Here is a 26,834-nt window from a genome sequence, read left to right as displayed (position 1 = left end):
GGCTACCCGGACCGAGGGAAATATCGTCCTCAAGGCGGCATTCCGATCATCGTCTGCGATTGCCCGCTTGAAGCGAGAACGCTCCTTTCGCGATGCAGCTCCAGGTTAGGAATGCACTGCTAAAAGCTCAAGACTGTTCGGCTGGCCGTCGATACCCGGCCGACTGCTCGGCTGTTAATTTCACATAATTTCACATTCCAAATAAGACACAAAAGTCGGCCCAGAGCTGACGGCCGAAACGCGCTAAGGCATTGGGATGCGCCGCAATGCGGGCCAGGTTTCCGGGCCGATTCCAAATCTTTTGGCTCTTCGGCTGTCCGCTCATCCGTCTTGACCAGGACGAACCTACAGCCTATCTCACCGACACGTTAGCACTCCCCGCTGGCGAGTGCTAACCAGGCTCCGGCAACGGAGAACCTTTCAACCTCCGCACCAGGGATATCCACAATGGCAAAGTCGAATTTCCGGCCGCTTCATGACCGCGTGGTCGTTCGCCGGGTCGAATCCGAATCCAAGACCGCGGGCGGGATCATCATCCCGGATACGGCAAAGGAAAAGCCGCAGGAAGGCGAGATCATCGCCGTCGGCTCCGGCGCCCGCGACGAAGCTGGCAAGCTCGTGCCCCTGGACGTTAAGGCTGGCGACCGCATCATGTTCGGCAAGTGGTCGGGCACCGAAGTCAAGCTCAATGGCGAAGACCTTCTGATCATGAAGGAATCCGACATCATGGGCATCATCGGCTGATTATCGGCCATTCCGTCAACTGAATTCCCGGGCTCGATCAAAGCCCCTGCCAGGAGCTAAAAATGGCTGCCAAAGACGTAAAATTCTCCCGCGATGCCCGCGAGCGCATGCTGCATGGCATCAACATCCTCGCCGACGCGGTGAAGGTCACGCTCGGCCCCAAGGGCCGCAACGTCGTCATCGACAAGTCGTTCGGCGCCCCGCGCATCACCAAGGACGGCGTCACCGTCGCCAAGGAAATCGAACTTTCCGACAAGTTCGAGAACATGGGCGCGCAGATGATCCGCGAAGTCGCTTCGAAGACCAACGACATCGCCGGCGACGGCACCACGACCGCGACCGTTCTGGCGCAGTCGATCGTCCAGGAAGGCCACAAGGCCGTTGCCGCCGGCATGAACCCGATGGACCTGAAGCGCGGCATCGACCTCGCAGTAACCGACGTCGTCGCGACGCTGATCAAGAACGCCAAGAAGATCAAGACCTCGGAAGAGGTTGCCCAGGTCGGCACGATCGCCGGCAACGGCGATGCTTCGGTCGGCTTGATGATCGCCGAAGCGATGCAGAAGGTCGGCAACGAAGGCGTCATCACGGTCGAGGAAGCCAAGACCGCCGAGACCGAACTCGAAGTCGTCGAAGGCATGCAGTTCGACCGCGGCTATCTCTCGCCCTACTTCGTCACCAACGCCGACAAGATGGTTGCCGATCTCGAGGACGCCTACATCCTGCTGCACGAGAAGAAGCTCTCCAACCTGCAGGCCATGCTGCCGGTCCTCGAAGCCGTCGTGCAGACCTCGAAGCCGCTGCTCATCATCTCGGAAGACGTCGAAGGCGAGGCTCTGGCCACGCTCGTCGTCAACAAGCTGCGTGGCGGCCTGAAGATCGCCGCCGTCAAGGCGCCGGGCTTCGGTGATCGCCGCAAGGCCATGCTGGAAGACATCGCCATCCTCACCGGTGGCCAGGTCATTTCCGAAGACCTCGGCATCAAGCTCGAGAATGTTGGCCTCAACATGCTCGGCCGCGCCAAGAAGGTGTCGATCTCGAAGGAGAACACCACCATCGTCGACGGCGCCGGCAAGAAGGAAGAGATCCAGGGCCGCGTTGCCCAGATCAAGCAGCAGATCGAAGAGACCACTTCGGACTACGACAAGGAGAAGCTGCAGGAACGTCTGGCGAAGCTCGCCGGCGGAGTTGCCGTGATCCGCGTCGGCGGTGCGACGGAAGTCGAAGTCAAGGAAAAGAAGGACCGCGTCGATGACGCCCTCAACGCGACCCGCGCGGCCGTCGAAGAAGGCATCGTTCCCGGCGGCGGCGTCGCACTGCTGCGCGCTTCGCTGAACATCAACGCTGTCGGCGTCAACTCCGACCAGGCTGCCGGCATCAACATCGTTCGTCGTGCGCTGCAGGCTCCGGCCCGCCAGATCGCGGCCAACGCCGGTGCGGAAGCATCGATCGTCGCCGGCAAGATCCTTGAGAACAAGGGCGCGACCTTCGGCTACAACGCCCAGACCGGCGAGTATGGCGACATGATCGCCATGGGCATCGTCGATCCGGTCAAGGTTGTCCGTACAGCTCTTCAGGACGCGGCTTCGGTCGCCGGCCTGCTGGTCACCACCGAAGCCATGATCGCGGAGGCTCCGAAGAAGGAGTCGGCTGGCGGAGGCGGCATGCCTGGCGGCATGGGCGGCGGCGGCATGGGCGGTATGGGCGGCATGGATTTCTAATCCACGCTACCTGGCTAATACGGAAAGGGCGGCAGCAATACCGCCCATTTCCTTGAAGTCGGATGCGGCCGGAAACGTTCGGTGCGTACACCGGCTGTGTGGCCGTAGTAGCGCTGGTCGTGAAGCAGAACAAGGAGAGCGCGCGGGCACGGATGCGGCGGAGAGCCGCTGGCGTCGTGGCTTCGAAGACAACCAACGTATTCGAATACCATTCAAGAGTATAAGGGAGCGGTGGCGAAAAGGTGCAATCGGCCTGGATGATATTCGCACCCTGCCTCAAGTCGCAGGAGAGCATGAGGCAGCAGCTACAGATCAACAGAAGCGTGGGCTCGTGAAGCGGCCACAGTCAATCTGGGCCGGCGTCGACCTGACTGCCCATCCCGAACGATAGCGGTCGCGGCGGTCGCAGAACGACCATCGGGATAGCGTCCGGCTTCGTTCATCTCGAAGAAGGGATGACCGACCACTCCGTTTCGCCAGCACGAGTGCGGCAGCTCCATTGCGATTGCGGCAATTCGGACTGGCGGGCGCGCCACGTGCTCCGATCCTCTGGGGCTGTCCCCGTCGGTGCAGGCCTATCGCTCAGCGGCCCTCCGCCATCGGCTTCCGGAATGACCGGCGACGCTTCGTCTCAACGACTATGCCGGTCGGGCTGTCGGCCGTATTCTTCGCCTTGTACACGGCGGTTCGCTTCGGTTTTGGTTTGGCTGGCGGTTGAGGCTCTACCCTTGGCTCCGGCGTTTGCTTCGCCTCTTGTTTCTGCTTGCGGGCCCTCAGCAAAGCCTTGGCGGTCGCCGCGTCGGCATCCGAGACCACGCCGGCCGGCTTGCCATCCAGATCGACCCGTGCGGCGCCGGCATGCAGTCTCGCCAAGTATTTGGCCATCTTGGTATATGCCAGCAGGGCTCTCCTTAATTCATCATCGGACAGTTCGCCGTCGAGCACCCGAATGTCATAATGGATGCCGATCTTGAGCGGCCTAGGCGCTTTCGGATTGAATGCCGCAGGCCACTTGGCCGATAGATAGCGGAAAAGCTGTGCAGGCGATTTGCCTCGGCTACAGCTCAACATCATAAGCCTCGCCCCATTGTTTCGTCTCCAATTCGGACGTTCCTAGCACTGATATGTGCAATTATTATGGAAAAATGGGCGTTCGCCCCGCAGGGCAAAGCAGCGGGTCTCATTCGGACAGACGAAGTGCCTGGTGGAGAGCAGGATGGGCAGCTTCACAGTCATACATCAGGTCGTTGGAACGCTGTTTCCCCATATCTCAGTTAGCCCATTGACCCTTGGCAGCGCATCTGAAACGCCGGCAGCGAAACTCGACGGCTCTCCGAGGAGGCCAGGACCCGAAACCGTTGCGGCTTCTCTCACCCGCCCGGCCGTTCCGTCGTACAAGGGCGTCGCGTAGCGCGAAAGCCGCTCAGGCGACCGTTCCGTGATCTCGGCCGGGTCAACGCCGTCCTGGGACAGGAAGGCAGGCAGATGGCTGGAAAAGTGTTCGGCCGAAACTCGGCCTCGATCACCAGAACCTGGCGCGGGCGCGGCGGACCTACCGGGCGCGGCCATTCTCGGAAATAACTGCCGCCTATGACAATAGGCGCAGCGAAATTCGGAGGTTGTGAGCGACAGGCTTCGGACCCCCATTCGATTGCCGTCTCGGCTCACGCCTTCACGGGCGTTCCTGGCTGGAGATCGCCTCAGAGCGGCGCCAAATCGGAAACATTAGCACGTCCGCGTTTTGGCTCGGCTGCTTAACTCCTCGCCGGCAACTGCCTCAATTAGCAAATCCAAGGCTTCGCGCCCCCTCCGGCTCATCGGGTCATCACCTCGCAGATAATGATACGCTCGATCTAGATGCACTCGCGCCGCGGAAAAATCGCTTGTCATTTTACCCTCTCAGTTGCATCCCGCGTTAGCCTTCTACGAGGTGACGGTCGCGCAATCGTCAATATCCTTAGACATATTGATTTAAATCGCAGATGATCCGGGAGAAACCAACACCGGTCATATGCGAAGGCGAGGATAGGACCATTGATCTGGATCTTCGCCACGCCCGATGATTTCCAAGTTCGAGGGCGCATATCACAGCGCCTATGACTATGTGGAAGTGAGCCTTGATTCTGCACCAAAGGGGCCGCAGCGGGGCCAGGGTCGCACATGGCGGTCTTCGATCACACCAAGGGGAACCAGCCGTCTCCCACGGCGGCACGTTCAGCGCCAATCCGCTCAGCATGACAGCTGGGCTGGCGACACTGCAATCATAGCGCTTAGCCTTCAGGTGAAACTGAATGAGGAGCTCATGCGACACGGTCCGGCAATGACGTCGGAGACCCGCCCTGTAATAGCGCGAGCGGCCTTGACGGCGAAGATGACAGCCTCGGTAGCTGGGAACACATCAATCTGACCGGCATTACACCTGGGATACAGAACATCAGGTGTCTGAGGGCTTCAGGTCGCTCAGACCCCGGCTCGGTTACGCCACGCCGCATGACGTTCGTGCTCCGTTCGATCTTGGCGTGTCGCTGGGAACAGTTCTTGTTTCGACCTCGTCATGGGAGAAAACTGCATCTGCGATCGATCCTGCGCGTTCAGTTGTGCGCATTGCCAATTGCCGGGTGACGCAACAAATCGCCATCCTCGATGCCGCTCCTGGCTGCCGTGCCTGCCTTGAGCTCGAGCACGAAGCGAGCCGGCTCGCTGGGCGAGATCATCGCCTCCGATTGCGGCATGCCTTGCTTGATCGCCCGGACCCTGCCGTCCTGGCCGACAAAGATCAGGTCGAGCGGCATTGGCGTGTTCTTCATCCAGAAGCTGAGATTCCGAGGCTCCTCGAACACGAACAGCATGCCATGATCGTCGGCCATCTCCTCGCGAAACATCAGGCCGGCGTCGAGCTCTGCCGAGGTGTCGGCTATTTCGACGGAGAAAGAGCGTTCGCCGCCTTTCGTCACCGCGACCAGCGGCTGCGGGTCGACGGCAAGGATCATCGCCCGTCTGTCGGCCGAAGCCGGTTGCAGCGAATGGAAGAAAGCGCCTGTGGCGACGACAAGGGCGATCGCGGCGCAAATTACGCCCGTTGCCAGCCAGTTCCTGTGAGTCATTCAAAATCCTTGGCCGGAATCGTCCTACTTCTGACGACTTCATGCATGCGATTCCCGCTTTTATTAGCATTCGGCGCGAACCCGCCCCCTGCACCAAACCTGCGAAAGAACCCTTGTGCCGCTTAAAGCTTATCGTCCTGGACTTGAGCGTTCTCTGCTTCTCGTGGAAGACGCTAAATCCGCTCGTGGGTTGTTGCCGGCCAGCAAAGGCTGCGGGTCGGCGGTGAGGGTGTCGCGGGGCGGCGGCAGTTCACCTTCACTCATTGGTGCCGCCGGCGCCTGGATGGTTTCCACGACGCCGCCCCCGCGATCATAGCGGTTGTCATGATCGTCGCGCATGCGCTGTGCTGTCGGAGGCAAGTCGATGGCGGAGCCGGAAGCACCGGAGACATTTGATATCTCGGCAGCGGGCGTCAGGGCGGCTTCTCTCTCCCTGCTGCACAGGAAAGCGTAGAGCTCCTTCACGCAAGTGCCGGCGTTCTTCTTGTCTTTTTTAAAGGGCGGGACCACCCTGATATCGGCCTGTTGGTAGTCTGGCCGGCGCTCTTCTAACATGTTTTCGAGCTGCTGCTGTTTGTCGGGGCCTTGCAGCAGCGGCCGGCTGGTGTCGCCCCTGAGACGCCTGCCGATCTCTTGCAGGTCGGTATTGAGCCAGATCGACACCGCCTTCTCGCGGATCAGGTCTCGATTGTGCTGCTTGACAAAGCCGCCGCCGCCGGTTGCGATGACCATGGGCCCTTTCTTCAGCTGCTCGGCGAGCTCTCTAGCCTCCAGCTCCCTGAAGCACAGCTCGCCACTGCGCTTGAATATATCCGCAATATTGCCGTGCCTTTTGACGATAAGCTTATCGATGTCGACAAACTCCACCCCCAGCTCCTTGGCAAGCTGGGGGCCGATGCTCGACTTGCCGCTCGCCGGCATGCCGACGAGCACGACCGGCCGCGTACCGAGGGCCGCGACGATCTCGCCGGCTTGCGGCGAGCGAGCGACCGCAATCTGTTGTCTTGCGACGGTGAGCGACCTGGAGGTCCCTGCCGCCCTCGACCTGCTTTCTGCTGACGAGCCCCAGTGTGATAAGTCCCAGGCACCAGGGGGAATGGGGACCGGCTCGCATTCGCTCTGCGCGCGCTGCGCGAGCTCGGCCCGGTAACTGGCCGGCGTATGGAACTCGACCTCGAAGCGATAGTTCTGCGCGGTTCTAAACGCCGTGTGAACGCCGCGTAACCGCGGCGTGTCCATCCTGATGAACCAGTTGGTGGTCTCGACCTCGCTACAGTCCCGCTCCTCGAAGGCCAGCGCCGCTTTCCTGAAGGCGCTCGCAAATGTCTCGTCGGGGATCTCGAAGACATGGCGCACGGCATTGGTGACCAGTTGGGCCTCCGGCGCCGCGCTCACGCTCTGGCCGGTCGACTCGTCGGCTATCCAGACATGCCCGCGCGACCGTTCGTCAAGATGCGGCACCTTCACCTCGATGCCGTCCTGCCGCAAAAGCTCGGCAACCCCATGCACAGTTTCGGTAATCGCTTCTTGCGCTTCGGCGGGGGCGGCTTCGAGCCTGGCGCGCTCCAGGGCCTGTTCGCTGCTCAGCATTATCCTGCTGGCGGGGTCGTCGGCCGAGATTGCTAAGGCGCTGGGCAGGATGCGCTTTTCGACGGCGAGTCTGATCGAGGCCTCCATGACCGAAGCCGCCAGCGTGGGGTTGTCCTTCAGATCCGCCAGGCTGCCATCGACCTCGAACCGGCCCTGGTGGAGCTTTGCCGCCTGCGCCTTGACATAGGGCGCCGACTTGAAGCCCGGCCTCCGCTCCAAGAGCCGCTGCAATTCGGTGATTTTTTGCATGAACACCCGCGCACCGGTATCGGACTTGTAGGCGTCCGTGCCGACCTTGATGCCGACGCTCAACAGATTGATGGCGCTTTCATGCAGATCGTGCGGGTTGTAGCCGTCGGGCCGCGGATCAATGCGCGGCTGGTAGTGGTTGAGCAGGAAGTCGATGCGCTTCCTGGCGTCAGCGGTTGCCGGATAGGATTCGGTGAGTTTCGGGAAGAGCGCGCCGGCGTCGGCGCTGACGGCAGGCTTCGCGCCGATTGAGGCCACGGATCGCGCTAACTGCTGCTTGACGTCCGACTGCTCATGAGCCGGCTCGCTATTGAGCTGCAGGTTCCAATCCTGGAGCTCGGCCACCAGCAACGCGGCCAGTTCGCAGGCCACCGGATGCCTGGCGGCCTTGCTGTCTTCCCTCGCCCTGGCGATGAGCTCATGGAGGGTCTGGCCATCCGGCCGATCTTCCTGCAACAGTGCGCGGATGTCGGCCTTGAGCTCTTGATGAATGCCCTCGTAGGTGCCGAAGATGGCACGCTCGGCAAACCAGCGTTGCGCCTCCAGCGGCTGCGCCAGCAGGTTGCGCTGCAGGCAGCTGTAGGTCTCCAGCACCAGCCCGGTGGTCGACAGGATCTGCTTGGACCGGCTGAACTGGTAGCTGCCTTTCTCAATGGCCGGCGTGTGCGACTTCGGCGGCTTCATCGAGGGGATGCCGCGCGCCTGCAGCTGCGCGTCGAACTGGCGCACATGCTCGTAAAGGCGAGGCCGGTCGCCGATGATGACGACGCTGTCGCCGTCAAAATCGCCGTCAAGCATTTTTTGCTGGGCGCTCGGAACTGCAACCAAAGAGCCGGGCGCGATCACCTCCGTCGCCTGCAGGATTCCGACGCACTCGAGCGCGGTGTCGGCCGTGACCCGGTCCTTTTCCTCCAGCCAGTGCGAATGGCACTTTACGTCCTCGGCAGACATCACCATCCCGCGATCGGCGAAGTCCGCCGGCCACATTTCGTCGGGCACAACGATCAAGATGCCTTTGGCAAAGAAGGTCGGATCGTCGGCGGCAAGCCTAGCCCCCGACTTGTGCGCGACGTTGAAGCTGTATTGGAAGGCCACGCACCGATCCAGGAACGCCGCGGTCCGATCGCCATCGCGCGCCGACCTGACCCGGTCGGCGGCGAACGGGCGCAGGTTGGGCTTGTCATAGGGGGAGCGTCCGACAAGCACGCCAGCGTCACGGGTCAAGGTCTTGCTCTTGCCCGTCGGCACATGCAGGCATTCGTCGCTGGACGGCACGGCGATCGCGCTCGAACCCTCGATATGCCCACCCGTGACCGTCCGGAACAGCTCCTCGGCGGTGAGGCTTTGATGGGTTTCGAGCCATGCCAGAGCCTTCTCGCGGGTCTCCTGTGCCACCTCGACGCTGCGCGGATAATGTTGCAGCGCCGAGGGCGGTACCGCCGATTGCCTTTTATCGGCAAAGGCAGGCATCCGCTCGGGAGCGTCGTGGCGAGCCCGGACAAAGGACGGCATGCGCCCGGCCAGTGAGGCCCTGATGAAGCCGCAGCCGTCATGCGGCCGCAAGGCGATCTCGCCGTCTCCCTTGAACCGGAAGGGATGCACTGCGCCTGCGGGGCGGTCGGGCAGAAGGGACAGCTTGAAGCACCCTTCCAGCGCATAATCATGCGGGCCAATGTCGGGGATGCCCGGCGGCGCGGCAAATCCGCGGCGCTGGGTGTAGTAATAGGCTTCCTTGAACGGCGCCCAGTCCCGCGACAGCTGTTCAAAGGCCGTACCCGGAGCCGTCTCGGCATAGGGGATCGCCAAAAAGCTTGCCGCACGGGGCCTCTTCGGCCGTGAAGGGCAGCTGAGAGGCAAGCTGGTTCAGGCTCTTTTGCGGCGGCTTCAGTTTGCTGCCGCCGAACAGGTCCATGCGGTAGGGCACGCCCTCCACGGCGACCGTGCGTGTCAGCATGGCGCCAGTCGGAGTTCCCTTTAGCTGCACCGCCACCACCTTCACCGCGCCCGAGGTCAAGCGGTGGAAAGTGGAATAGCGCAACTCGGCTTCGCTGGCCAGCGGCCGGCCTTGCATGTCGACCACCGGCAGCCGCATCAGTCCGGCATCGCCTTGCGGCGGTCTCGGCTCTTGGTCCATGGCCTGAAGGACCCGATGGACATCGAAGCTGGCGGCTGCATGCTGGGCCTGGATCATCGATGCGTTCTGCGCCATGAAGGTGTCGAGCGCTTCGAGCGGCTCCTTCGCCTCGATCTCGGCGATCACGTTCCAGCTTCTGTAGGAACGGTCGGCCTCGATGAGGGCGCGGGCACTGTCCAGGATCTGCCTGGTCTTGCCGTGCAGCTCTTGCTGCCTGGCCTGCAAGGCGAGCTTGTCGCCGTCGACATAGGGCAGCCGGTAGAGGTTCTCCAGCACCGCCCGGGTCTTGAGCACCTCATGGATCGAAAGCGCCGGGCAGCGGCTTGCATTGGCGCCGCTGGTGCGCTCGGCCTGGCCTGCTTTGAGATGGGCATCGATCTTGTGTTCCACCACCGGCTGGATGGCGTTGAGCAGGTTCAGCGCCGACCTGCGGTGCCAGCGCAACACCGGCTTCGGGCTGCGAGCCAGTGGCAGCAGGGAGGCGCAAAGATTGCCCATCGTCTCGAGGTTGTTGTCGAGCTTAAACCCGGGAGCGGCACGTAACACCTCGAGCCTATCCAGCCCCGGCTGTGTCAGCACACCGAGATCGTCCAACAACTGCGCCTTGCCCAACGCCTTGAATATACTCGCGATCGCATGGACATCGGCCTGCTGCAGCCGATCCTCGGCATGCTGGAGGTAGCGCGCCAGCTGATGCAGCCGGTCCTTCAGCAAGGCCGGTTCGGCGACCTCGCCGGCGGTCTCTCCCGCCTCGATAACCCGCGACAGGCCGTTGGCGATCCTGACTAGCGCAGGCGTGCTGAAAGTACTGAAGCGACGGCCCTTGGAACCGAGCTCGCCGGCGATGGCAACGATCGCCTTGCGTGCTTTTTCTTCTTCCGGCCACTTGCCGAAACCGTTCACCAGATTGGCCAATTCTTGATCCGAGAATCCGTCGAGATTGCCCTCGCGGACAACCATCGCCTTGGCGATGGCAAGCGTCGCTTCGCGCGTCTTCTGCTGGTCCGGCCATCTGCTGAAGCCATTCACCAAAACGGCCAACTCTGAATCCGAAAATCCGTCGAGATTGCCGTCGCGGGCAACCACCGCGCCGGCGATGGCAAGCGTCGCTTCACGCGTCTCCCGCTGGTCCGGCCATCTGCTGAAGCCGTTCACCAAATCGGCCAACTCTGAATCCGAAAATCCGTCGAGATTGCAGTCGCGGGCAACCACCGCGCCGGCGATGGCAAGCGTCTCTTCGCGCGTCTTCTGCTGGTCCGACATTGCGTCGGAGATGCGGTGCGGGCCTCCTTCGCTATCTGGACGCCCTGCTTGTCCGGCCAACTCTCTGGTGCTGCCCATATTCCCTCTCCGATCCAGCAAAACGCATCGCCTAAGCCTGTCAACAACAGATCATTGGTTTGAGTGCGGTCACGCGACCCTGCAACGGCATGCTTGAAAGCCGCAGCATTCACGCAACGGCAACTCCCTCGACAACGCCGCAATGAAAAGCTTCTTCGCCACTTGATCGCTCCGACATCAGGCTGAAGCTCAAACGGGGGAACCCTGTACAAAACCTCCATAAATCACTATCGACCCTACCGCTTTGCGGGCCGAATCTACGGTTTTTCATTGCGGTACAGATTCAGCGATATCGATCAGGCAGCGTTCGAAATCCAGTTCAAAAGAGCTGCCTTCGGTTTGGCGCCGACCGAGAAATCGGCCACTTCGCCGCCCTTGAAGATCGCAAGCGTCGGAATGGAGCGCACGCCCAACTGGGCGGCGAGTTCTGGGTTTTCATCGATGTTGAGCTTGGCGACCTTGATCTTGCCTTCCATCTCGACGGAGATTTCCTCGAGGCTCGGAGCCATCATCTTACAGGGATCGCACCATTCGGCCCAGAAATCGACGACGACGGGTGCTGCGGATTCCAGAACTTCCGACTCGAAGTTATCGATATCGACTTTCACGGTACCCATGGCTGCTCCTTTGACCGAAGAAGATGTGAACCAAATGTGACGGTGCTGTGCAGAATTCTCAATTTATCAACCAGTCGCTCTTTGGCACCCAGGGAGCGCCACGGCCTCGCTTTCTTCGGGCTTCAGCACAGGTTCTGGCTTTTGCGCCCTGGAACATATGATCTTCGACCCTCGCGCTCGCGCCGTTGATTTACTGCCTTCTCATCGGCCGGTTCAGTTTGCGGTTCCTCTACCGGAGCTGAAGTTCCGGCCTCATGTTGGACCCGGCACTGATCCTGATCGGTAAGATCGAGACATTTTTCGCCGCGACCCGAGAGCGATGGGATCCTGTGGGAAGGTCTCTGCTTCATAGCGGCAAAATACCCGCCGCTGCTTGTGCCCTCGACCTCTTGCCCTTCTGCTTGCAGTGCAATGGCGTAGCGGATGCGGCGATTTGCTGAGCAATCGCCTTTGACTCCGGCAGTCGGCCGGTCTGGCTTCGCAGATCCGTCTTAATACGCGGTGTGAATAGTAATTCACTTTAGACATTCGCAGCGGTGGCAGTCCCTTGATGAGGACGATCTCGCTGTTCTCATTGATCCGGCGGACCTGCTCAGGCCGCATCAGGTTGGCTCCCTGATCCGAGAGCTGGATGTTGGTCTCGAACATTCGGCTCAGCGTGAATGCGTCGATTTGGCACCGAAAGTGTCGTCGCCGATTGCCGTGGAAATAGATGGCGTGTCGTCATCGGAGGTCGCCATGAAGACCTGGATCCCGGTGCTCCTGAGGAAAGTTCTCTCTCCTCGACTACTCGTACAGACCGGTTAGAGCCGAGAGGCTCTGCACCACAAACATGAACCGGCCCCGGTAGCCCGCGACTATGGTGACGGCCGTCTCCACTAACTCCGGCCTGCCGAGATGCTTGAACCCGTGGAGTAGAACACGGCCTCAAAGATCTCATGGTTGAGCGAGATCCCCGCGCTTTATCCTTATCCCTTTCTTGATCAGCCCTCTGCAGAGTTTGAGCAAGTGACGTGAATGCGCCTTTCAAATCCAACGACACTACGTTGATGTTCTTGATACGACTAAGCGTGGTATCCTTGACCGCAATCAAAGGGTCGTCGTTCGAAGGAAGCCTGCCGGCGCCGGAGCGTCGATTTGCGTTGAGTCGAAGCGCTGATGATCGTCTAGCGGCAACATCGACTTCGTCAGCAGAAATCTCCGGAATCTCGACGTCGGACAGATCATCATCGGCCATTAAGCGATCCTTCAAATAAACCTGGAACTTTTCGGTTTTCATCTTTGAACTTAACATATCTTAGCCACCTATAAACCGGCGTTCACAAAGTCCCAGATACAGAAACGGATTTTCATCCCGTTCATAGTCGTCTTCACTAATATTCCAAGCGCATTCAGTTCAAGTGATAGACGAACGTTGTTTCCACTTTGACAGAGCTCCGAGTGAGATGATGTAAATCTTCCGATCGGCTAATATTCCTTCGTTCAACACCTATTGGAGCGTGTGCTTTAGTGAATATCCAAAATTCTGAAGCGTCAACGTAGAAACGGGTTACATACGTAATGTAGATAGATCGGACATGCTGGACCTGGCTCGCAAGCATGGGATCTCCGAAGCTACAATTGGAAGGCCAAATTTGGGCGTCATGGACGTTCCGAGGCGAAGTGGCTGAGGGGACTTGGAAGAGGAGAACGCGAAGCTGAGGAAGCTTCTGGCCGTGCAGATGCTCGACGCGGCCGCCTTCCGAGCCGCTTCAAAAATGTATGACCCGCCCCTGCGCTGTTGCGGTCAGGCCATGCTGAGATCCGCTCGTGCCGTTCCCAGATGAATGGTCCGGGCTCACAACCCGCTTTTTTGCACAGGGGGCTTACGGCGCGCCGATCGACCTTGGCCGCCAAGGCGACGCCGACCTTGTTAGTGTGCATGTTCTGCCAAGCGAGACGTCATCGAGGTCCTCTTCGATCACCCCAGATCGAGCAGATCGGCGACGGCAAGGACGCTCGCTCCATCCGTGACCCCCGTGATCAGCTCCCAGGATGTACAGTTCCCGCTCGCGATTTAGATGGCCATGGAATCGGAACCTCCCCGTCGAACACTCGATGCTCAATGTTGCGTGAGCGGAGATGGAAGCAGTGGTCCCCCACCTCGTATTGCAGGTCTCCGCGGAAGCGAATTGGCCGGTTGGGAGGTGGGCTTTCGAGCATATTCTCGTCGATGATGCTATCCAGACCCTCCCGGAACTCGTCGGGCGTGCTGAAGAAACGTTGAGCCACGATTCGGTACCCGAGAGGCCAGCGTTCGCTCCCGGGTACCGGCGTCACCAGTTGTAAACGTCCCTGCCGCATATTCACCAGAAAGCCAGAAACACAGGCGATAGTGGTGGGACAGCCCTCCGGCACGGCGATTGCGGCATCTTTGCCGGACGCCCTGAGTTTCTCCTTCCGCGCGCGTGCGCGCCCGGTGAAAGCCTTTGCGATCGGCCCGTCCTTGCCCTGCAGGATGAGTTCGACCCCCATCAGGTCCTCGGGCGAAAACGCCCGACCCGGCGCTGGGTCATTGCATCATCGCAGCGATCGACCGGGAACTCGCGCCCGACAGCTGTGCCACTGCAGGATGGAACAGCGGGAGCGGGCGCTGAAGTTCCTGGTTCACCTCGTCGGAGATCTCCACCAATCAGTGCACGCGATCAAGGCCGAACGCGGCGGAAACGGCATCGATGTCACGGTAACAACCCAGGAAGGGGTGAACGGACCCCTGCCGTTCAACACGAACCTGCACTCAGCTTGGGACGCCACGCTGACGACAAGACCGCCTCTTCATGACATAGCGGCCATTTTAACGGCAAGCGCTTCCCACTCGGTGGTGTCAAATGTCCGACAATGTCGGATACGCAACACACAGAGTCCGATTAATCCCATTGCCGAAACGGTTTTCTCATTTGGCACGGTGCGTGCGTGGTGCGCAAACACATACGAAGCCAGGAAAGTCGTCCCATGATCCCCCACCAAAAAATGCCGCTCCACTTTTCCACGACGCATTCAAAGCCGAAGCCATCGATAAATCTTCGGTCTGGCTGGCTGCGCGGGACACTTTTTGCGACCGCGCTGTCGTTTGTGATCACCGCCGCTCCGGTTCTGGCGGCCACCGATGACATCAAGGCAGCGAATTTCCTGCTCGACAACGGCATGGAGGTCGTCGTCATCCCCGATCACCGGGCGCCGATCGTCACTCATATGGTGTGGTACAAGATCGGCAGCGCGGATGAGCCGCCGGGCAAGTCCGGCATCGCCTATTTAATCGAGCATCTGATGTTTAAGGCGACGACCAACCATGCGGCCGGCGCGTTCGACCGCGCCGTCTCCGCCATCGGCGGTTCCAACAGCGCTTTCACCTCTCATGACTACACTGCTTTTTACGAGACGGTGGTGCCGCAGGCGCTCGAGCAGGTGATGGATTTCGAGGCCGATCGTATGCGCAACCTCGTCTTGACCGACGATGTCATCGCCACCGAGCGCGACGTGATCCTCGAGGACCGCCGTTCGCGCATCGACAGCGACCCGCAGGCATTGCTCGGCCATAAGGTCGATGCGACGCTCGAGCCGAACCAGCCCCATCGCATTCCGGTGATCGGCTGGATGCACGAGATGGAGAAGTTGAACCGCGCCGACGCCAAGGCCTTCTACGACAAGTATTACACGCCCAACAACGCCGTTCTGGTGGTCGCCGGCGATGTTGAGCCTCAGGTGGTCAAGACGCTGGCCGAAAAGACCTATAGCAAGATTGCGCGTGGTCCAGACCTGCCGCCGCGCACCCGTCCGGTCGGACCTGAACAGAACACCAGGCGCACGGTGACGCTCGCTGACGCGCGTGTCAGCGTGCCAAACTTTTCGATGCTATGGGTGGTTCCCTCCTATCACACTGCCAAGCCGGGCGAAGCGGAAGCGCTGGCCCTGCTGGCGGAGATCCTCGGCGGCGGCAGCCGCAGCCGGCTGTACCAGGAGCTCGTTGTCAAGCAGGGCATTGCCGCCGAGGCCGGCGCTGATTTCCAGGGCACCGTGCTCGACGCCACCAATTTCACCGTCTATGGCGTGCCGCGCGGCGACGCCAAACTGGCCGATGTCCAGGCAGCGGTCGAGGTCGAGGTCGCCCGCATCGCCAAGGACGGCGTCTCATCAGGCGAGCTGGAGAAGGCCAAGGATCGTTTCGTCCGCTCGATGAGCTTCGCCCGCGGCAAGCAGGATTCGATGGCCAACATCTACGGCGCGACGCTCGCCACCGGCGGCAGCGTCAGGGATGTCGAGGAATGGCCGGACCGCATCCGCAAGGTCACCGCCGACGAAGTCAGGGACGTGGCCACGCGCTATCTCAACCTCGACCATTCGACCACTATCCTGCCCAAGGACGATTGACCCGATGGCAAACCAACTCCGCAGCGCCATTGCACAAGCATTGCCCTCTCCTTTTGGACAGGGCTGGCGCTCGCCTCCTCGCTGGCTGTGCTTCGCCTTGCTATTTTGTTCCTCGTCGTCCCGGCCTTACCGCTCGGGCTGCCCTGAACATCCAGGAGGTGAAATCTGAAAAGGGGATCACCGCCTGGCTGCTGGAAGACCACACGCTGCCGATCATCACGCTCCAGTTCGTGTTCGACGGCGGCACCAGCCAAGACCCGGCCGGTAAGGAGGGGCTTGCCAATCTGATGACCGGCTTGTTCGACGAAGGCGCAGGCGATGACGGCGGCGACTCCTTTCAGGTGCGGCTCGACGATGCCGGCGCTGAGATGAGCTTCCAAGCGCGGCGTGATGGCATCTATGGCTCAGTGCGCATGCTTTCCCTGCACCGGGACGCCGCTTTCGATCTTATCAGGCTCGCGTTGAACAGGCCCCGCTTCGATCAGGGACCCTTGGGACCGCGCTCAGCTTCTCTCCGGCATCATCGCCAACGAGCGCGAACCTCACGCGATCGGCGAGGATGCCTGGCGGCGCAGGATCTACGGCACGCACCCATATTCGAGGCCGCCCGCGGGCACCAAGGAAAGCCTGGCCCGCATAACGCCCACCGATCTAAGCGCCTTCCACAAGGCCGCTTTGGCCCTCGGTGGGCTGCACGTCGCGGTCGTGGGCGACATAGATGCCAAGTCCCTGAGCGCAAGGCTTGACGAGTTGTTCGGCGATTTGCCCCCGAAACAGACGCTTGCGCCGGTACCTGATGTCACCCCGAAGCTCGGCCGGTTGACCTTGGTCGCACACGCCCTGCCCCAGACTTCGCTCCAGCTGGCTTTTCCCGGCATCGGACGCAGCGACCCGGAATTCTATGCCGTGCAGCTGATAAACGATATACTGGGTGCGCCATTTACCTCACGGCTGTTCCGGGAAGTGCGCGAAAAGCGTGGCCTTGCCTACGGTGTCTCCTCTCGCTTGGAAAGCCACCAGCATTCCAACACGCTTGTCGTGGCCACGTCGACGCGCGCCGACAGGGCGACCGAGACGCTCGACCTGATAAGACAGGTAATCAAGGATTTGGTGGACACAGGCCCAACAGCGGCCGAGCTCGATGCGAGCAAGAAGCATCTGATCGGCGCCTACGCTATCCAGAATCTGGGATCGTCCAGATCCATTTCAGCCACGCTTCTCGCGTTGCAGCTTGACAAACTCGGCATAGATTGCGTTCAGCGCCGCCCGGCCCTCATCCAACAAGTGACGATCGACCAGGTCAGGGCGGCGGCTAAGAAGCTGCTTTCGGCCGAGCCCGCCATTTTGGGCATTGGCCCGGGGCTTGCTGGTGGCCCCTGAATAATCTCGCTCTACAAGTCGCTACGGACATTCCTACGAGGCGACGAGCCTGCCGCGACTTGAAAATCGAAGCATTTCCACGATCTCAGGCACGAAGGTACAAGCCCTCTCGGCGCCCCCTGCCGCCCAAGGAGAGGGCGTTCGGAAGCGGGATCGCGGCCGCCGCGAATGTTGGTTTAAAATAGCTGCACAGCGGGAGACGGCAGCCTCGGCGTCGCGCCCGCCGGCGTCACGATGCGGTCAAGAAGCCAACCACCAAGACGGCCCTCAGGAGCACATCAAAAAACCACTCCGACAAACGATCCTGCGACCGCGGCATTGCCGACAGTACGTCAAAACGCCAACTTCGCAGCTGTCGATGATACCTTTGCCTTCGCGCGCGCTTCAGCGATGGCGCGTTGCAGTGTGGCAATGCCGACTTGCCCTGGGATCACTTCGTTGCCGATCACCAACGCGGGTGTGCCGTAGATATACAGATCCTTGGCGAGTGCGGAATTGCGTGTGATGGTATCTGTGATGGCCGGGTCTTGCATGTCCCGCTTCAGTTGCTCGAGATCGAGGCCCACACGCTCTGCAACGGTCAAGGTGCTGCGCTCGTTTACGGGGCCGGGGAAAGCCATCAGGGCGAGGTGGAACGCCTCATACTTCCCCTGTTTGTGCGAGGCGAGCGCTGCGCGCGCGGCGAACCTGGAAGCTGGCCCCAGGACTGGGAAGTCCTTGAACACAAGCTTCACATTGGGATCATCCGTGAGGGCTTGCTGGAGATCGAGGGCTGCCGCCCGGCAAAAGCCGCAGTTGTAGTCGAAGAACGAGACCATAGCGATATCGCCAAACGGATTGCCCGCGCTCGGCGAGGCTTGGTCGTTGAGGAGGGCGTCGCGCCGCTGCGGAATGCGGATGCGCAAGTCAGCCGCTATCAGGCGCTGGTCTTCCAGACGTTGCAGGTTCTTGGCCGTATCCAGATGTTGTTTCAGCGCTCCCAGCGCGAACAAAGCGAGGGCCAAGAGAGCGATCACCGTAACAAAGGCGGCATTTAGCTTGGACATTGGGTGAGGCTCCCATCAAAAATGAACGGCAGCTCGCCCTACCGGCACTCCCGGCGCCTTGCTGCGCTTCCGTCGCGGCGCTCCGGTCAAGCGCTGCATCCCGATGCCGCAAGTCGCGTGCCAAGCGGCGGCGCGTTGTCGCGCAGGAGCTCACGCAGTGCTGCGCTCCGAAAAAGGCCGGCTCGGGCATCGGAGATCGCTGTTTGGCTCGCGCATTGGACCTCGAACACCGTGGGGCGACGCGCGACATGTCCGGCGCACCATAAAACGGGGGAATCGGTGGCCGTTGTGCGACATAGGGTCGGGAACCATTCAAGCCATTTGCGAGGGGACTTGTTGGCGATCCCTGTTTTGGGCACTTTGCAGAAAATGGTTCTGTGCAGTTTCAAAACCGCGCGGTCACAAAGGCGGACGGATTAGCCGAGCTCCTCCGCGTGCGCTCGCTTTGCAAGCGCCTCGTTCATCTCCGGCCTTGAGCCCCCGTCTATCCCGCAGCGCTGTCACATGCGGGCGAGTATTTCTGGCCGAAGATCCGAGTGCAGTTACCGCACCGGCAAGCGGGACCTAAACGGCCCTCCTGTTGCCCCAGAGCAGAACGTGCAGCTGCGGCAACACGCGAGCTTCGAACCACCCGTCTCGCGTCACCTTTTCGATCAACCACTCCATGCGTCTCATGATTCCGTCAAAGTCGACAGGTGCGTCTTCGTCGCCAGGGCGCGGTGGCGTGTGATTGCCAGGTTGCAGATAGACCGGGAGATGTGGAAATCGCGCCGCGGCGTCTTTGGCGAAGGCATAGTCACTCTCGTCGAAAACAACGAGCTTGAGCACGACTTGGGGCTTCTCCCGCGCCGCTTCGATGCACGCCTCCAAGGCGGCCCAGTCGGGCCGCATTTCGCTCGACGGAGGCTTTGGGCTGAGAACCAGCACATCAAGCTGCGCAAACCAGTCCTTGACCACCGAACCTTGGGTTTCCAGCGCAAAACGGTACCCTTCGCCATGGCCTCGCTCGATCAGCCCGCCGAAAGGCTGAATGGCCGGATTGCCGCCTGACAGCGACACCATCACTGGCCGGCCGCTGGAAAGCGCAACCACGCTTTGCCACACCGCATCGACCGGCATCATCTGCCATTCATGGCGGAATTGGTTGTCCACCGCATGGAGGCTGTCGCACCAGGAACAGCGATAGTCACAGCCGCCGGTTCTGATGAAGACGGTCGGCAACCCGATGAGCACGCCCTCGCCCTGGATGGTAGGTCCAAATATCTCGCTCACCCGGATTGCGGACCGCGTGTCCGTCACGGCCGGTACTCCGCCCAGGTTTTCGGGGTTTCGCTCACCCTCACGGCCGCGGTTTCCGGCAGCCGTGCCTTGCACCATTCATAGAAATGCCTGGCCAAGTATTCCGCCGTGACCTGCTCATGTGCCAACGCGTCGTTGAGGTGCCGGTGGTCCAAGCTCTCGTCGATATAGCGTTTGAGCGGCGCCAGATCGTGATAGTCGCGCACGAAGCCGTGCGCGTTCAGCTCCGTGGCCGAAAGCTCCACTTCGACGATGTAGTTATGCCCGTGCAGCCGCGCGCACTGATGTTCGGGTGGCAAGGAGGTGAGCTGATGCGAGGCCGAGAAGTGGAATTCCTTGGTGATGCGGAACATCAGGCGCTCCGCCTCCGCAGCGCCTCAAGCCAGAAATCGGTGTCCTCATACTCGGTCGGATCGGCGTGCTGCGCGAGATGAAACGCCTCGCGTCGCTCGACGCAGGTCCCGCACCGCCCGCAGTGACGCTCGCCGCCCTTGTAGCAGGACCAGGTCTGCGCAAATGGGGTTCCGTATCCTGATCCATCGCCGACGATGTCCGCCTTTGTGAGGTTCACATAGGGCGTGTAAAGGCGGATCTGCGCGTCGCCGTCGAGCGCTCGGTCCTGCATCGTCTGGAAAGCTTCGATGAAGGCGGGACGGCAGTCTGGATAGATGAAATGGTCCCCGCCATGAGCGGCCATCGCCACCGCTTCGGCTTTGTGCGCGGCGGCGAGACCAAACGCGATTGCCAGCATGATGGCGTTCCGGTTCGGCACCACCGTGATCTTCATGGTTTTCTCGGCGTAGTGGCCGTCCGGCACGTCGACACTGTCGGTCAGCGCCGAGCCGCGAAGGCTGCGGCCGATTTGGCGGATGTCGATGATCTGATGCGCAACGTTCAGTCGCTCCGCGCACAGAGCGGCGAACCTCAATTCTTTCCTGTGTCGCTGGCCGTAGTCGAAGGACAGCAGCCCGGTGAGTTCGTGCTCCGACGCCACTTTGTGGGCAAGGGAAACGGAGTCCAATCCGCCGGAGCAGATGACGAGAGTCTTCATCGTGGTATCCTTGTTTTGACCGGGTAAGGCTGCGACCGGAGATTTCTCTGCGCTCCCCCTACCCCAGCCAGCCAACTTTGTGAACCCTGCGGGAGTCTGATTGCGCTGGCGCGCCGGGATGCGGCAGGGTCGCGAAAGGCGGACTGAGCCTCGTTGGTGGATGTTCACCCCGGGCACATGCTCAGGAGCCCAAATGCGACGCGTCCTCGCGACATGGCTGGGCAAGAAGCCGCCGACTTCATGGCTGCAGAGGCCACGTGCTGTGCTTTGCAAGGCGAAGCGGAAAGGAGTGGACGCGAGTGCACAGGTCCAGGTTTAGCGACGGTGGGCTTGCCCTCGCTTCAGCATCAAACCCGACCGGACATCGCGGTCGGGCGGCAGAACCCGCCAAGGATTGGTCGTCAGCCGACATCTGTGAACAAGCCGTCTGCGTCGTTGCAATCACACCTCCGTTGCGCGCTATTGCCGCCATGGCCTCGGATGAACTGGATTGGGCGATTTTCCAGATGGCAGTCGAAAGCGTCCGCTCCCTCTCGCTGAGCTTCAACGAAAGAGCCGCGGAGATAGCGGCGAGGAGCCAAGCTACCTTGGTTTTCGACGTGCGGGTGTACGGTGACGCGCAGGTGCAGAGGGTCGCAGCCATCCGGTATCGAGGCGAACGGACTGGCGTGGTGGCGTTGGACAGACAAGGCCTTGTTACCCACCATTGCATGGTGAACAGCACGTTCTCAGATCTGATGGCGCAGTTGGAGAACTGGACCAGCATGCCCCTGGCAATGCAGGCCAAGATCGATGTTACCGTCCATGCCGGTCTCTTCCTCGGCGCCTTACGAAATGCCGGTCATATGCTTGGCGGCTAGCATGACGGTGATAGATGTGTGATCGTGCATCCGCCCGATCGCGCAGCCTGCCAGAGGGGTTGCCGATCTCGAGGACGCCTACATCTCCACGAGAAGAAGCTCTCCAACCTGCAGGCCATGCTGCCGGTCTCGAAGCCGTCGTGCAAACCTCCAAGCCGCTGCTCATCATCTCGGCAGACGTCAAGGAAGCCCTGGCCACACTGGTCGTCAACAAGCTGCGCGGTGGAATGAAGATCGCCGCCGTCAAGGCACCGGACTTCGGTCACCGGCATCAGGTCGACTTGGCGGAGCACGCGATAAAGTTCAGCACACATGCCAGGTGTCGGCTGGACCGGCACTGCCCTCATAACCGCACGGGCGTCTAGCCTGTCGGGAGCTTATTGAGATGTCCACACCCGTCTTTTGTCGTGCGCGACGGGGGCCGCAAAAAGCTTGTGGCATCGCCGCCCCGACCTTAGATGGCGGTCCGTACCTACTGGACGGCGATTGCCAAGCTTTTCGCCCCGAAACCTGAAGGCGTCTTGCACGCCGAGAAGAAATCCCGCTGCGCTGCGAATGCCGGCAAAGTTTGAAAAGCGCGTTCTACAGCTTTCGCCCTGGCATCGTCATCCCGCATCAGGTCGTAGATGTCGGCTTTCGACAGGCGTGCGAGGAAGGCTCCCTCCGGCGTCCACCAGAGGCGCATCTCCAGCCCCACCGATTGCGACGGCATTTGCAATGCGTTCTCGGCCGGTTCATGGGGGGCGACCACGGCGTTGAGGTTCGCGGCAGTCACCATCGCCGCCCGCGGGCAGAGGAGTGGTCAGGCCGAGCATCCTCAAGCACTATGCCGACAGGCCGAGAACCGGCTGCCACAACACGGGTCCGTTCAAACGTCCCCTCCAGCGGACGCGCGTGAGGCTGGCGTGGGAAACCTCGAGAAAACCGGCGACCGCCTCCGTGGTGCCGACCGCCTTCGGCTGCCCGATGCGGGCCAACGGCCACGTTGCGAGACGCAGGATCCGCTCCATGCGCGTATCCGTCACTGTCACAATCCGATCGAGTTCGTTGGCCAAGCCGAATTCGATCATGCCCGCGAAGAGCTCGTAGGTTGCTTGGGCTAGCCCGCCAGCCTTGGGTGTTGATGCAGGCAGATCCAGTGCGAAACGACTGCTCTCCCAAATGCGGGTACTCGCTGGCGCCGCGGTCTCACCCAGCAGCATCGGAAAGGTGTCGCGCAACATTGTCGGCCCCGTTGTCGGCAAAAAACGGACGCAACCGCAAATGCGCCAGTCGGATCCTTTGAGAAGGAGATAGACGGGGTTCAGCCAGTCATATGCGTCTGTCTCCATTTCCTCTGCGGTCTGAACATCCCATTCCAGCCTTTCCTTGAAAACCCGATGCCTCAGTCCGTACATTTCGTTGAGCTCGCTTGAAAACTCATCGTAAAGCTCAGGTGTAATTAGCTGCATCATTTGTCGCCTCCGTGCAGGATGTGTTCCCGCCATCGAAGAGCAAAGCCGACACTGATGCAGCCTGTAGACCTTTACAGGTATCCGACGAAAGGAATTAGGATCTCGAATGACGGGAAGCAGCCAGCCGCGCTACGGCCTGGTTGATGGTTCGCACGCCAAGTTTTGCCTTGGCGTTTTCCAGGTGGAAGGTCACGGTGCGTTTCGAGACGCTGAGAATCTGGCTGATATCCCAAGCCGACTTGCCGTCCGCCGCCCATTTCAAGCATTCGAATTCTCGGGGGGTTAGGATAACGCCGTCCACCACGCAATCTTCAGCGAGCTTGCGCCGGGCATATATATGAAAGCTGATCGCGACCAGCTGCAATGCTTTTTCATAACGTGTCAGTGACCGCAAGAGAGGCGGACGGGACTGGTCGGAAGCGAAGGTCAGGGCAGCAAAGCGGCCGCGATGGTCGTGCATCGACATGGTCAACCCGCAACGAATGCCAAATCGAGCTGCTTTTTCTAGAATTTGTTGTTGTGAGGCCGGCAGATCTTGCCGAGGTTTATCCACACCCCAATCAAAGGTGTCCCAGCCTTGAAGCCCGCGCAGGATGACCGGATCAAGGCTGTGATAGCGCATTTGCATATAGTGTGATGTCCAGGATGAAGGATAATTTGAAATCAGGCGCGGCTTCTGGCTGGAGGCCGACGGGCAACTGAAATAGGCGAAGAGCGGAAAGTCGAATGCGGCCGCGGCAGAGGCCATTGCCTCACACAGATCGACAGCATCGACGCTTTCGGAGAGTTGCTCGAGGAAATCTTCAAACACGCGATGCATCTGCGCTTTGCATAACCTCCGTGCCCGTTGCTCGATTGCCAGGAGTAGACCTTGGTCTAAATGATTGGCGATGGATGCAACGTATGCGGGTTCGCCACTATAATCGCCGGTATCGCTCTGCTACTGTGCTTAATGAGGCTGTTGTGCGGCGGCTCAGCGCTGTGAGCGTCTAATATGTTGCACCAATCGGTGACATTCCTATGTTGTCGATGAGCCGTATGTCGCCGAGCCATGCCGCGACAAGCAGGCGTGCCGGTCGGTCAAGGCTCGTCAGCGGTTGCAGATCTGCCTCGCCGCGAAGTTCCAGGTATTCGACTTTGCGATAGCCGGCAGCCAGAATCGCTGCGCGCGCTTCGGCAAGAGTGGGCGGGACAGGAGAGCCGCGCGAAAGGCGGTCAGCCACCCCGAGCAAGACCGCTGCTAATGTCGGGGCAATGGCGCGCTGTGCTGGCGAGAGCCGAAGATTGCGCGAGGATAGTGCAAGACCATCGGCTTCGCGGACTGTCGGACAGGCCAGGATGGTGATTGGAATGTCCAGGTCCCGGACCACGTGCCTAACCAGCTGAAGCTGCTGAAAGTCCTTTTCGCCGAAACAGGCGAAGTCAGCGCCGGTCTGCAGGAAGAGCTTGGCAACGACCGTCGCCACGCCGTCGAAATGGCCCGGCCGGAAGCCGCCGCACAGGCCCTCGCTGATACCGGATACCGAAATGGTTGTGGCGAAACCTGGCGGATACATCTCTTCTGCATCCGGCAGATAGAGCAAATGAGCGCCGAGCGGCGCAAGCTTTGCAGCATCTTCGTTTTCCGTGCGAGGATAGGCCGCAAGGTCGGCGGTACTGTTGAATTGCATGGGGTTGACGAACAGCGTCACGACTACCCGATCGGCCTTCTGAAGCGCGGCACGCACGAGACTCAGATGACCTTCATGCAACGCCCCCATGGTCGGCACAAGGGCGATACTGGCGCCTGAGCGACGCCATCGCGCGGCAACAGCGCGGAGCTCGGCAACGGTTCGAACGATCGGCACGCTCATATGACGTCTCCGGCCTTCGCCTCGTTGGTGTAGAGATGTTCCGCCGCCGGAAAGCACCGTCTCCTGACGTCAGCGGCATAAGCCGCAATCGCTGCATCGGCCTGTTCGCCCAGTTCGGCGTAGCGCTTGACGAATTTCGGCCGGAAGGAGCTGAAAAGCCCGAGCATATCGTCACTCACCAGAATCTGGCCGTCGCAGGCGAGTGAGGCGCCGATCCCGATGGTTGGGACGGCGATCTCCGCAGTGATGCGCTTTGCGAGGGGGTCTGGCACTTTCTCCAACACCACAGAGAAGGCACCGGCCTCCGTAACCGCACTGGCATCGCGCCTGATGCGCTCGGCATCGTCTCCCCGCCCCTGGACGCGGTAGCCACCGAAAGTATTGACCGCCTGCGGCGTTAAACCGACATGGGCCATGACAGGGACGCCGCGGGCGCCGAGGAAGCAAATGGTCTCGGCCATTTTCTCACCGCCTTCGAGCTTCACAGCTGCACAACCGGTCTGCGCCATCAGGCGCGCAGCGCTGCGGAAGGCCTGCTCGGGGCTCTCTTCATAGGAACCGAATGGCAGGTCTACGACCATCAATGATCGCACCAGACCGCGGCGGACCGCCTGGCCGTGCATGATCATCATGTCGAGAGTGACGCCCAGCGTCGACGAGAGGCCGTGCAGTACCATACCAACGCTGTCGCCAACGAGAACGATGTCGCAGTGCGGATCAACCAATCTGGCTATCGGCGTGGTGTATGCCGTCAGGCAGACGAGTGGAGTCTGACCTTTCCGCGTTCGAATATCCGGCGGTGTCAACGCCTTTGTCTCACCAGTTGCGCTCACCGACGCATCCTTCCCTTGCGTTACCCGCCGCGGGTGTCGCGTTTGGCATATTTTTGTGCGAGTGCGAAGAGCTAAAAAAGACGTCCAGCTGTGCGGTGTTGACGTTTGTGCAGCAGCGTTTAAATTCAATCGATTCAATCACCCTGGATTTGGGACCAACTCACTTTCGCGATCATGGACCATCAGGCAAAAGGAACCAGAAAAGGCAGAGCCGCGGTCAAGACCGACGAAGCAAAAGTGGATCTGATCGCCGTAGTCGTCGCCGTAAGCGAAAGTGAACCCTGTCTTCTCACCATCGGGAACGCGGACACCCTTCCGTCCGGACCATATGCGCTAGAGCATCGATCGCTGCAATCCGGTCTGAGGGGTTGGGTGGAGCAACAGACCGGCCACCCACTGGGGTATATCGAGCAGCTCTACACCTTCGCCGATCGGGACCGCATAGGCGCCGAGCGCCAGGAACGCGCCATCTCAATCAGCTATCTCGCACTCACTAGGAAGGAACAGGCAACGGGCTCCGCTAATTGTGGGTGGCGGAGTTGGTACGAGTATTTTCCCTGGGAGGACCATCGCTCCGGCACGCCGGTGGTGCTTGATTTTTTACGACCACGCCTGATTGAGTGGGCTGAGGGCGCCAGCGACGCCGCTACGCGACGCGAACGCCGGCAGCGCGCCGCGATTGCTTTTGGTTTCGACGACCGCAATTGGAACGAGGAACTCACGCTCCAACGCTATGAGTTGCTCTATGAATCTGCCCTGATCGAAGAGGCTGGTGGCGGGCGGCACGTCGCGCCTGCGGCGGTATCTGGCAAGGCAATGATCGCTGACCATCGACGAATCCTGGCGACCGGCATTGCGCGGCTACGTTCAAAGATCAAGTACCGGCCGGTGGTGTTTGAGCTGATGAGGCCGTCCTTCACGCTGCTCCAGCTGCAGCGGACCGTGGAGGCGCTCGCCGGGAGGCTCATCAACAAGCCGAACTTCCGAAGACTTGTTGAGCAGCAAGAGCTGGTCGAGGAAACTGGCGAGACCTGCCTCGAGACGGGCGGGCGACCGGCAAAGCTCTATCGGTTTCGCCATGCCGTCCTCGACGACAGGGCTGTGGCCGGGACAAAATTACCGCTCGCGCGGGCTTGACATAGTTATAGTCA

The 26,834-nt window shown here is 60.8% G+C and carries 21 protein-coding genes and 4 pseudogenes; 10 read left to right on the top strand and 15 right to left on the bottom strand.

Translation table 11 applies throughout. The features are described 5' to 3' along the window. Positions 1–447: 447 nt before the first annotated feature. Together groES and groL are read left to right on the top strand one after the other, a co-directional pair. The gene (gene groES, locus ACIU1A_RS02645) at positions 448–744 is read left to right on the top strand and encodes a co-chaperone GroES (RefSeq protein WP_404926507.1); all 297 of its coding nucleotides are present in this window, start codon (positions 448–450) and stop codon (positions 742–744) included. A 62-nt stretch (positions 745–806) separates the two neighbouring features. Beyond that, the gene (gene groL / locus ACIU1A_RS02640) at positions 807–2,465 is read left to right on the top strand and encodes a chaperonin GroEL (protein WP_404926506.1); all 1,659 of its coding nucleotides are present in this window, start codon (positions 807–809) and stop codon (positions 2,463–2,465) included. A gap of 582 nt (positions 2,466–3,047) precedes the next feature. On the opposite strand, the gene ACIU1A_RS02635 is transcribed toward groL, so the two are convergent. From ACIU1A_RS02635 to ACIU1A_RS02615, 5 genes and pseudogenes are all read right to left on the bottom strand, one after another. Further along, the gene (locus tag ACIU1A_RS02635) at positions 3,048–3,536 is read right to left on the bottom strand and encodes a ProQ/FINO family protein (RefSeq protein ID WP_404927834.1); all 489 of its coding nucleotides are present in this window, start codon (positions 3,534–3,536) and stop codon (positions 3,048–3,050) included. Between the two features lie 1,520 nt (positions 3,537–5,056). Further along, positions 5,057–5,569: a DUF192 domain-containing protein gene (locus tag ACIU1A_RS02630; RefSeq protein WP_404926505.1), complete on the bottom strand. Its 513-nt coding sequence runs from the start codon at positions 5,567–5,569 to the stop codon at positions 5,057–5,059. A 129-nt stretch (positions 5,570–5,698) separates the two neighbouring features. Then, positions 5,699–10,883, bottom strand: a pseudogene (locus ACIU1A_RS02625) (shikimate kinase). Between the two features lie 296 nt (positions 10,884–11,179). Then, positions 11,180–11,500 carry a thioredoxin gene (gene trxA / locus ACIU1A_RS02620; protein ID WP_404926504.1) on the bottom strand — a complete coding sequence of 107 codons (321 nt, stop codon included), beginning with the start codon at positions 11,498–11,500 and terminating at the stop codon, positions 11,180–11,182. Positions 11,501–11,752: 252 nt separating this feature from the next. Continuing rightward, positions 11,753–12,379 (bottom strand): annotated as a pseudogene (locus ACIU1A_RS02615) (type IV secretory system conjugative DNA transfer family protein). A 704-nt stretch (positions 12,380–13,083) separates the two neighbouring features. On the opposite strand from ACIU1A_RS02615, the pseudogene ACIU1A_RS02610 reads away from it, so the two are divergent. Continuing rightward, positions 13,084–13,269 (top strand): annotated as a pseudogene (locus tag ACIU1A_RS02610) (transposase); the annotation flags it as partial. A gap of 253 nt (positions 13,270–13,522) precedes the next feature. Here ACIU1A_RS02610 and ACIU1A_RS02605 read toward each other — a convergent pair. Next, on the bottom strand, positions 13,523–14,014 hold the full coding sequence (locus ACIU1A_RS02605) for a hypothetical protein (protein WP_404928098.1): 492 nt from the start codon (positions 14,012–14,014) through the stop codon (positions 13,523–13,525). On the opposite strand from ACIU1A_RS02605, the gene ACIU1A_RS02600 reads away from it, so the two are divergent. From ACIU1A_RS02600 to ACIU1A_RS02585, 4 genes are all read left to right on the top strand, one after another. Then, positions 13,998–14,495 carry a S1/P1 nuclease gene (locus tag ACIU1A_RS02600; protein ID WP_404927832.1) on the top strand — a complete coding sequence of 166 codons (498 nt, stop codon included), beginning with the start codon at positions 13,998–14,000 and terminating at the stop codon, positions 14,493–14,495. The two genes, ACIU1A_RS02605 and ACIU1A_RS02600, sit on opposite strands and share 17 nt — an antisense overlap. Before the next feature lie 14 nt (positions 14,496–14,509). After that, positions 14,510–15,907, top strand: a complete 1,398-nt coding sequence (locus tag ACIU1A_RS02595; RefSeq protein ID WP_404927831.1) for a M16 family metallopeptidase — start codon at positions 14,510–14,512, stop codon at positions 15,905–15,907. A gap of 158 nt (positions 15,908–16,065) precedes the next feature. Further along, positions 16,066–16,653: a hypothetical protein gene (locus ACIU1A_RS02590; protein WP_404928097.1), complete on the top strand. Its 588-nt coding sequence runs from the start codon at positions 16,066–16,068 to the stop codon at positions 16,651–16,653. Next, positions 16,583–17,287 carry a M16 family metallopeptidase gene (locus ACIU1A_RS02585; RefSeq protein ID WP_404926503.1) on the top strand — a complete coding sequence of 235 codons (705 nt, stop codon included), beginning with the start codon at positions 16,583–16,585 and terminating at the stop codon, positions 17,285–17,287. The genes ACIU1A_RS02590 and ACIU1A_RS02585 overlap by 71 nt, the downstream gene beginning before the upstream one ends. Positions 17,288–17,619: 332 nt before the next feature. On the opposite strand, the gene ACIU1A_RS02580 is transcribed toward ACIU1A_RS02585, so the two are convergent. The 4 genes from ACIU1A_RS02580 to queC form a co-directional block, all read right to left on the bottom strand. Then, positions 17,620–18,333, bottom strand: coding sequence for a DsbA family protein (locus tag ACIU1A_RS02580; protein WP_404926502.1), 714 nt, complete (start codon positions 18,331–18,333; stop codon positions 17,620–17,622). 564 nt (positions 18,334–18,897) lie between these two features. Further along, on the bottom strand, positions 18,898–19,632 hold the full coding sequence (queE, locus tag ACIU1A_RS02575) for a 7-carboxy-7-deazaguanine synthase QueE (RefSeq protein WP_404927830.1): 735 nt from the start codon (positions 19,630–19,632) through the stop codon (positions 18,898–18,900). Beyond that, the gene (gene queD / locus ACIU1A_RS02570; RefSeq protein WP_404926501.1) at positions 19,629–19,985 is read right to left on the bottom strand and encodes a 6-carboxytetrahydropterin synthase QueD; all 357 of its coding nucleotides are present in this window, start codon (positions 19,983–19,985) and stop codon (positions 19,629–19,631) included. Before queD ends, queE begins: the two co-directional genes overlap by 4 nt. After that, complete coding sequence (gene queC, locus ACIU1A_RS02565; protein WP_404926500.1) at positions 19,985–20,683, bottom strand: 7-cyano-7-deazaguanine synthase QueC; 699 nt, start codon at positions 20,681–20,683, stop codon at positions 19,985–19,987. Before queC ends, queD begins: the two co-directional genes overlap by 1 nt. Positions 20,684–21,153: 470 nt before the next feature. On the opposite strand from queC, the gene ACIU1A_RS02560 reads away from it, so the two are divergent. Together ACIU1A_RS02560 and groEL are read left to right on the top strand one after the other, a co-directional pair. After that, positions 21,154–21,543, top strand: coding sequence for a hypothetical protein (locus ACIU1A_RS02560; protein WP_404927829.1), 390 nt, complete (start codon positions 21,154–21,156; stop codon positions 21,541–21,543). A 58-nt stretch (positions 21,544–21,601) separates the two neighbouring features. Continuing rightward, a pseudogene (gene groEL / locus ACIU1A_RS02555) lies at positions 21,602–21,842 on the top strand (chaperonin GroEL); the annotation flags it as partial. A 173-nt stretch (positions 21,843–22,015) separates the two neighbouring features. Here the strand turns inward: groEL and ACIU1A_RS02550 are convergent. From ACIU1A_RS02550 to panB, 5 genes are all read right to left on the bottom strand, one after another. After that, positions 22,016–22,321, bottom strand: a complete 306-nt coding sequence (locus ACIU1A_RS02550) for a hypothetical protein (RefSeq protein ID WP_404926499.1) — start codon at positions 22,319–22,321, stop codon at positions 22,016–22,018. 46 nt (positions 22,322–22,367) lie between these two features. After that, on the bottom strand, positions 22,368–22,997 hold the full coding sequence (locus ACIU1A_RS02545; protein ID WP_404926498.1) for an acyl-homoserine-lactone synthase: 630 nt from the start codon (positions 22,995–22,997) through the stop codon (positions 22,368–22,370). A 94-nt stretch (positions 22,998–23,091) separates the two neighbouring features. After that, complete coding sequence (locus ACIU1A_RS02540) at positions 23,092–23,817, bottom strand: LuxR family transcriptional regulator (RefSeq protein WP_404926497.1); 726 nt, start codon at positions 23,815–23,817, stop codon at positions 23,092–23,094. Positions 23,818–23,986: 169 nt separating this feature from the next. Then, positions 23,987–24,850 (bottom strand): pantoate--beta-alanine ligase, encoded by an 864-nt coding sequence (panC, locus tag ACIU1A_RS02535; RefSeq protein WP_404926496.1) that lies wholly within the window; start codon positions 24,848–24,850, stop codon positions 23,987–23,989. Then, entirely contained in the window at positions 24,847–25,683 is an 837-nt protein-coding gene (gene panB / locus ACIU1A_RS02530; RefSeq protein WP_404926495.1) for a 3-methyl-2-oxobutanoate hydroxymethyltransferase, read from the bottom strand. The genes panC and panB overlap by 4 nt, the downstream gene beginning before the upstream one ends. A 174-nt stretch (positions 25,684–25,857) precedes the next feature. Between panB and ACIU1A_RS02525 the strand changes: the two genes are divergently transcribed. Next, on the top strand, positions 25,858–26,820 hold the full coding sequence (locus ACIU1A_RS02525; protein WP_404926494.1) for an NrtR DNA-binding winged helix domain-containing protein: 963 nt from the start codon (positions 25,858–25,860) through the stop codon (positions 26,818–26,820). Positions 26,821–26,834 lie beyond the last annotated feature (14 nt).

Source organism: Mesorhizobium maamorense (genome assembly GCF_044998965.1).
In the GTDB taxonomy this organism is placed as follows: domain Bacteria; phylum Pseudomonadota; class Alphaproteobacteria; order Rhizobiales; family Rhizobiaceae; genus Mesorhizobium.
This window is presented reverse-complemented; position numbering and strand designations above follow the sequence as displayed.

What these genes read in the sequence shown, in the direction of transcription:
- ACIU1A_RS02605 (WP_404928098.1), bottom strand. Translation starts at nt 14,014, where the DNA reads ATGGGGGTCGAACTCATCCTGCAGGGCAAGGACGGGCCGATCGCAAAG.
- queC (WP_404926500.1), bottom strand. Translation starts at nt 20,683, where the DNA reads ATGAAGACTCTCGTCATCTGCTCCGGCGGATTGGACTCCGTTTCCCTT.
- groL (WP_404926506.1), top strand. Translation starts at nt 807, where the DNA reads ATGGCTGCCAAAGACGTAAAATTCTCCCGCGATGCCCGCGAGCGCATG.
- ACIU1A_RS02540 (WP_404926497.1), bottom strand. Translation starts at nt 23,817, where the DNA reads ATGCATCGCGTGTTTGAAGATTTCCTCGAGCAACTCTCCGAAAGCGTC.
- ACIU1A_RS02560 (WP_404927829.1), top strand. Translation starts at nt 21,154, where the DNA reads ATGGCCTCGGATGAACTGGATTGGGCGATTTTCCAGATGGCAGTCGAA.
- ACIU1A_RS02580 (WP_404926502.1), bottom strand. Translation starts at nt 18,333, where the DNA reads ATGTCCAAGCTAAATGCCGCCTTTGTTACGGTGATCGCTCTCTTGGCC.
- trxA (WP_404926504.1), bottom strand. Translation starts at nt 11,500, where the DNA reads ATGGGTACCGTGAAAGTCGATATCGATAACTTCGAGTCGGAAGTTCTG.
- ACIU1A_RS02550 (WP_404926499.1), bottom strand. Translation starts at nt 22,321, where the DNA reads ATGGTGACTGCCGCGAACCTCAACGCCGTGGTCGCCCCCCATGAACCG.
- ACIU1A_RS02595 (WP_404927831.1), top strand. Translation starts at nt 14,510, where the DNA reads ATGCCGCTCCACTTTTCCACGACGCATTCAAAGCCGAAGCCATCGATA.
- queD (WP_404926501.1), bottom strand. Translation starts at nt 19,985, where the DNA reads ATGTTCCGCATCACCAAGGAATTCCACTTCTCGGCCTCGCATCAGCTC.
- groES (WP_404926507.1), top strand. Translation starts at nt 448, where the DNA reads ATGGCAAAGTCGAATTTCCGGCCGCTTCATGACCGCGTGGTCGTTCGC.
- ACIU1A_RS02600 (WP_404927832.1), top strand. Translation starts at nt 13,998, where the DNA reads ATGAGTTCGACCCCCATCAGGTCCTCGGGCGAAAACGCCCGACCCGGC.
- ACIU1A_RS02545 (WP_404926498.1), bottom strand. Translation starts at nt 22,997, where the DNA reads ATGATGCAGCTAATTACACCTGAGCTTTACGATGAGTTTTCAAGCGAG.
- panC (WP_404926496.1), bottom strand. Translation starts at nt 24,850, where the DNA reads ATGAGCGTGCCGATCGTTCGAACCGTTGCCGAGCTCCGCGCTGTTGCC.
- ACIU1A_RS02635 (WP_404927834.1), bottom strand. Translation starts at nt 3,536, where the DNA reads ATGTTGAGCTGTAGCCGAGGCAAATCGCCTGCACAGCTTTTCCGCTAT.
- ACIU1A_RS02630 (WP_404926505.1), bottom strand. Translation starts at nt 5,569, where the DNA reads ATGACTCACAGGAACTGGCTGGCAACGGGCGTAATTTGCGCCGCGATC.
- ACIU1A_RS02525 (WP_404926494.1), top strand. Translation starts at nt 25,858, where the DNA reads ATGGACCATCAGGCAAAAGGAACCAGAAAAGGCAGAGCCGCGGTCAAG.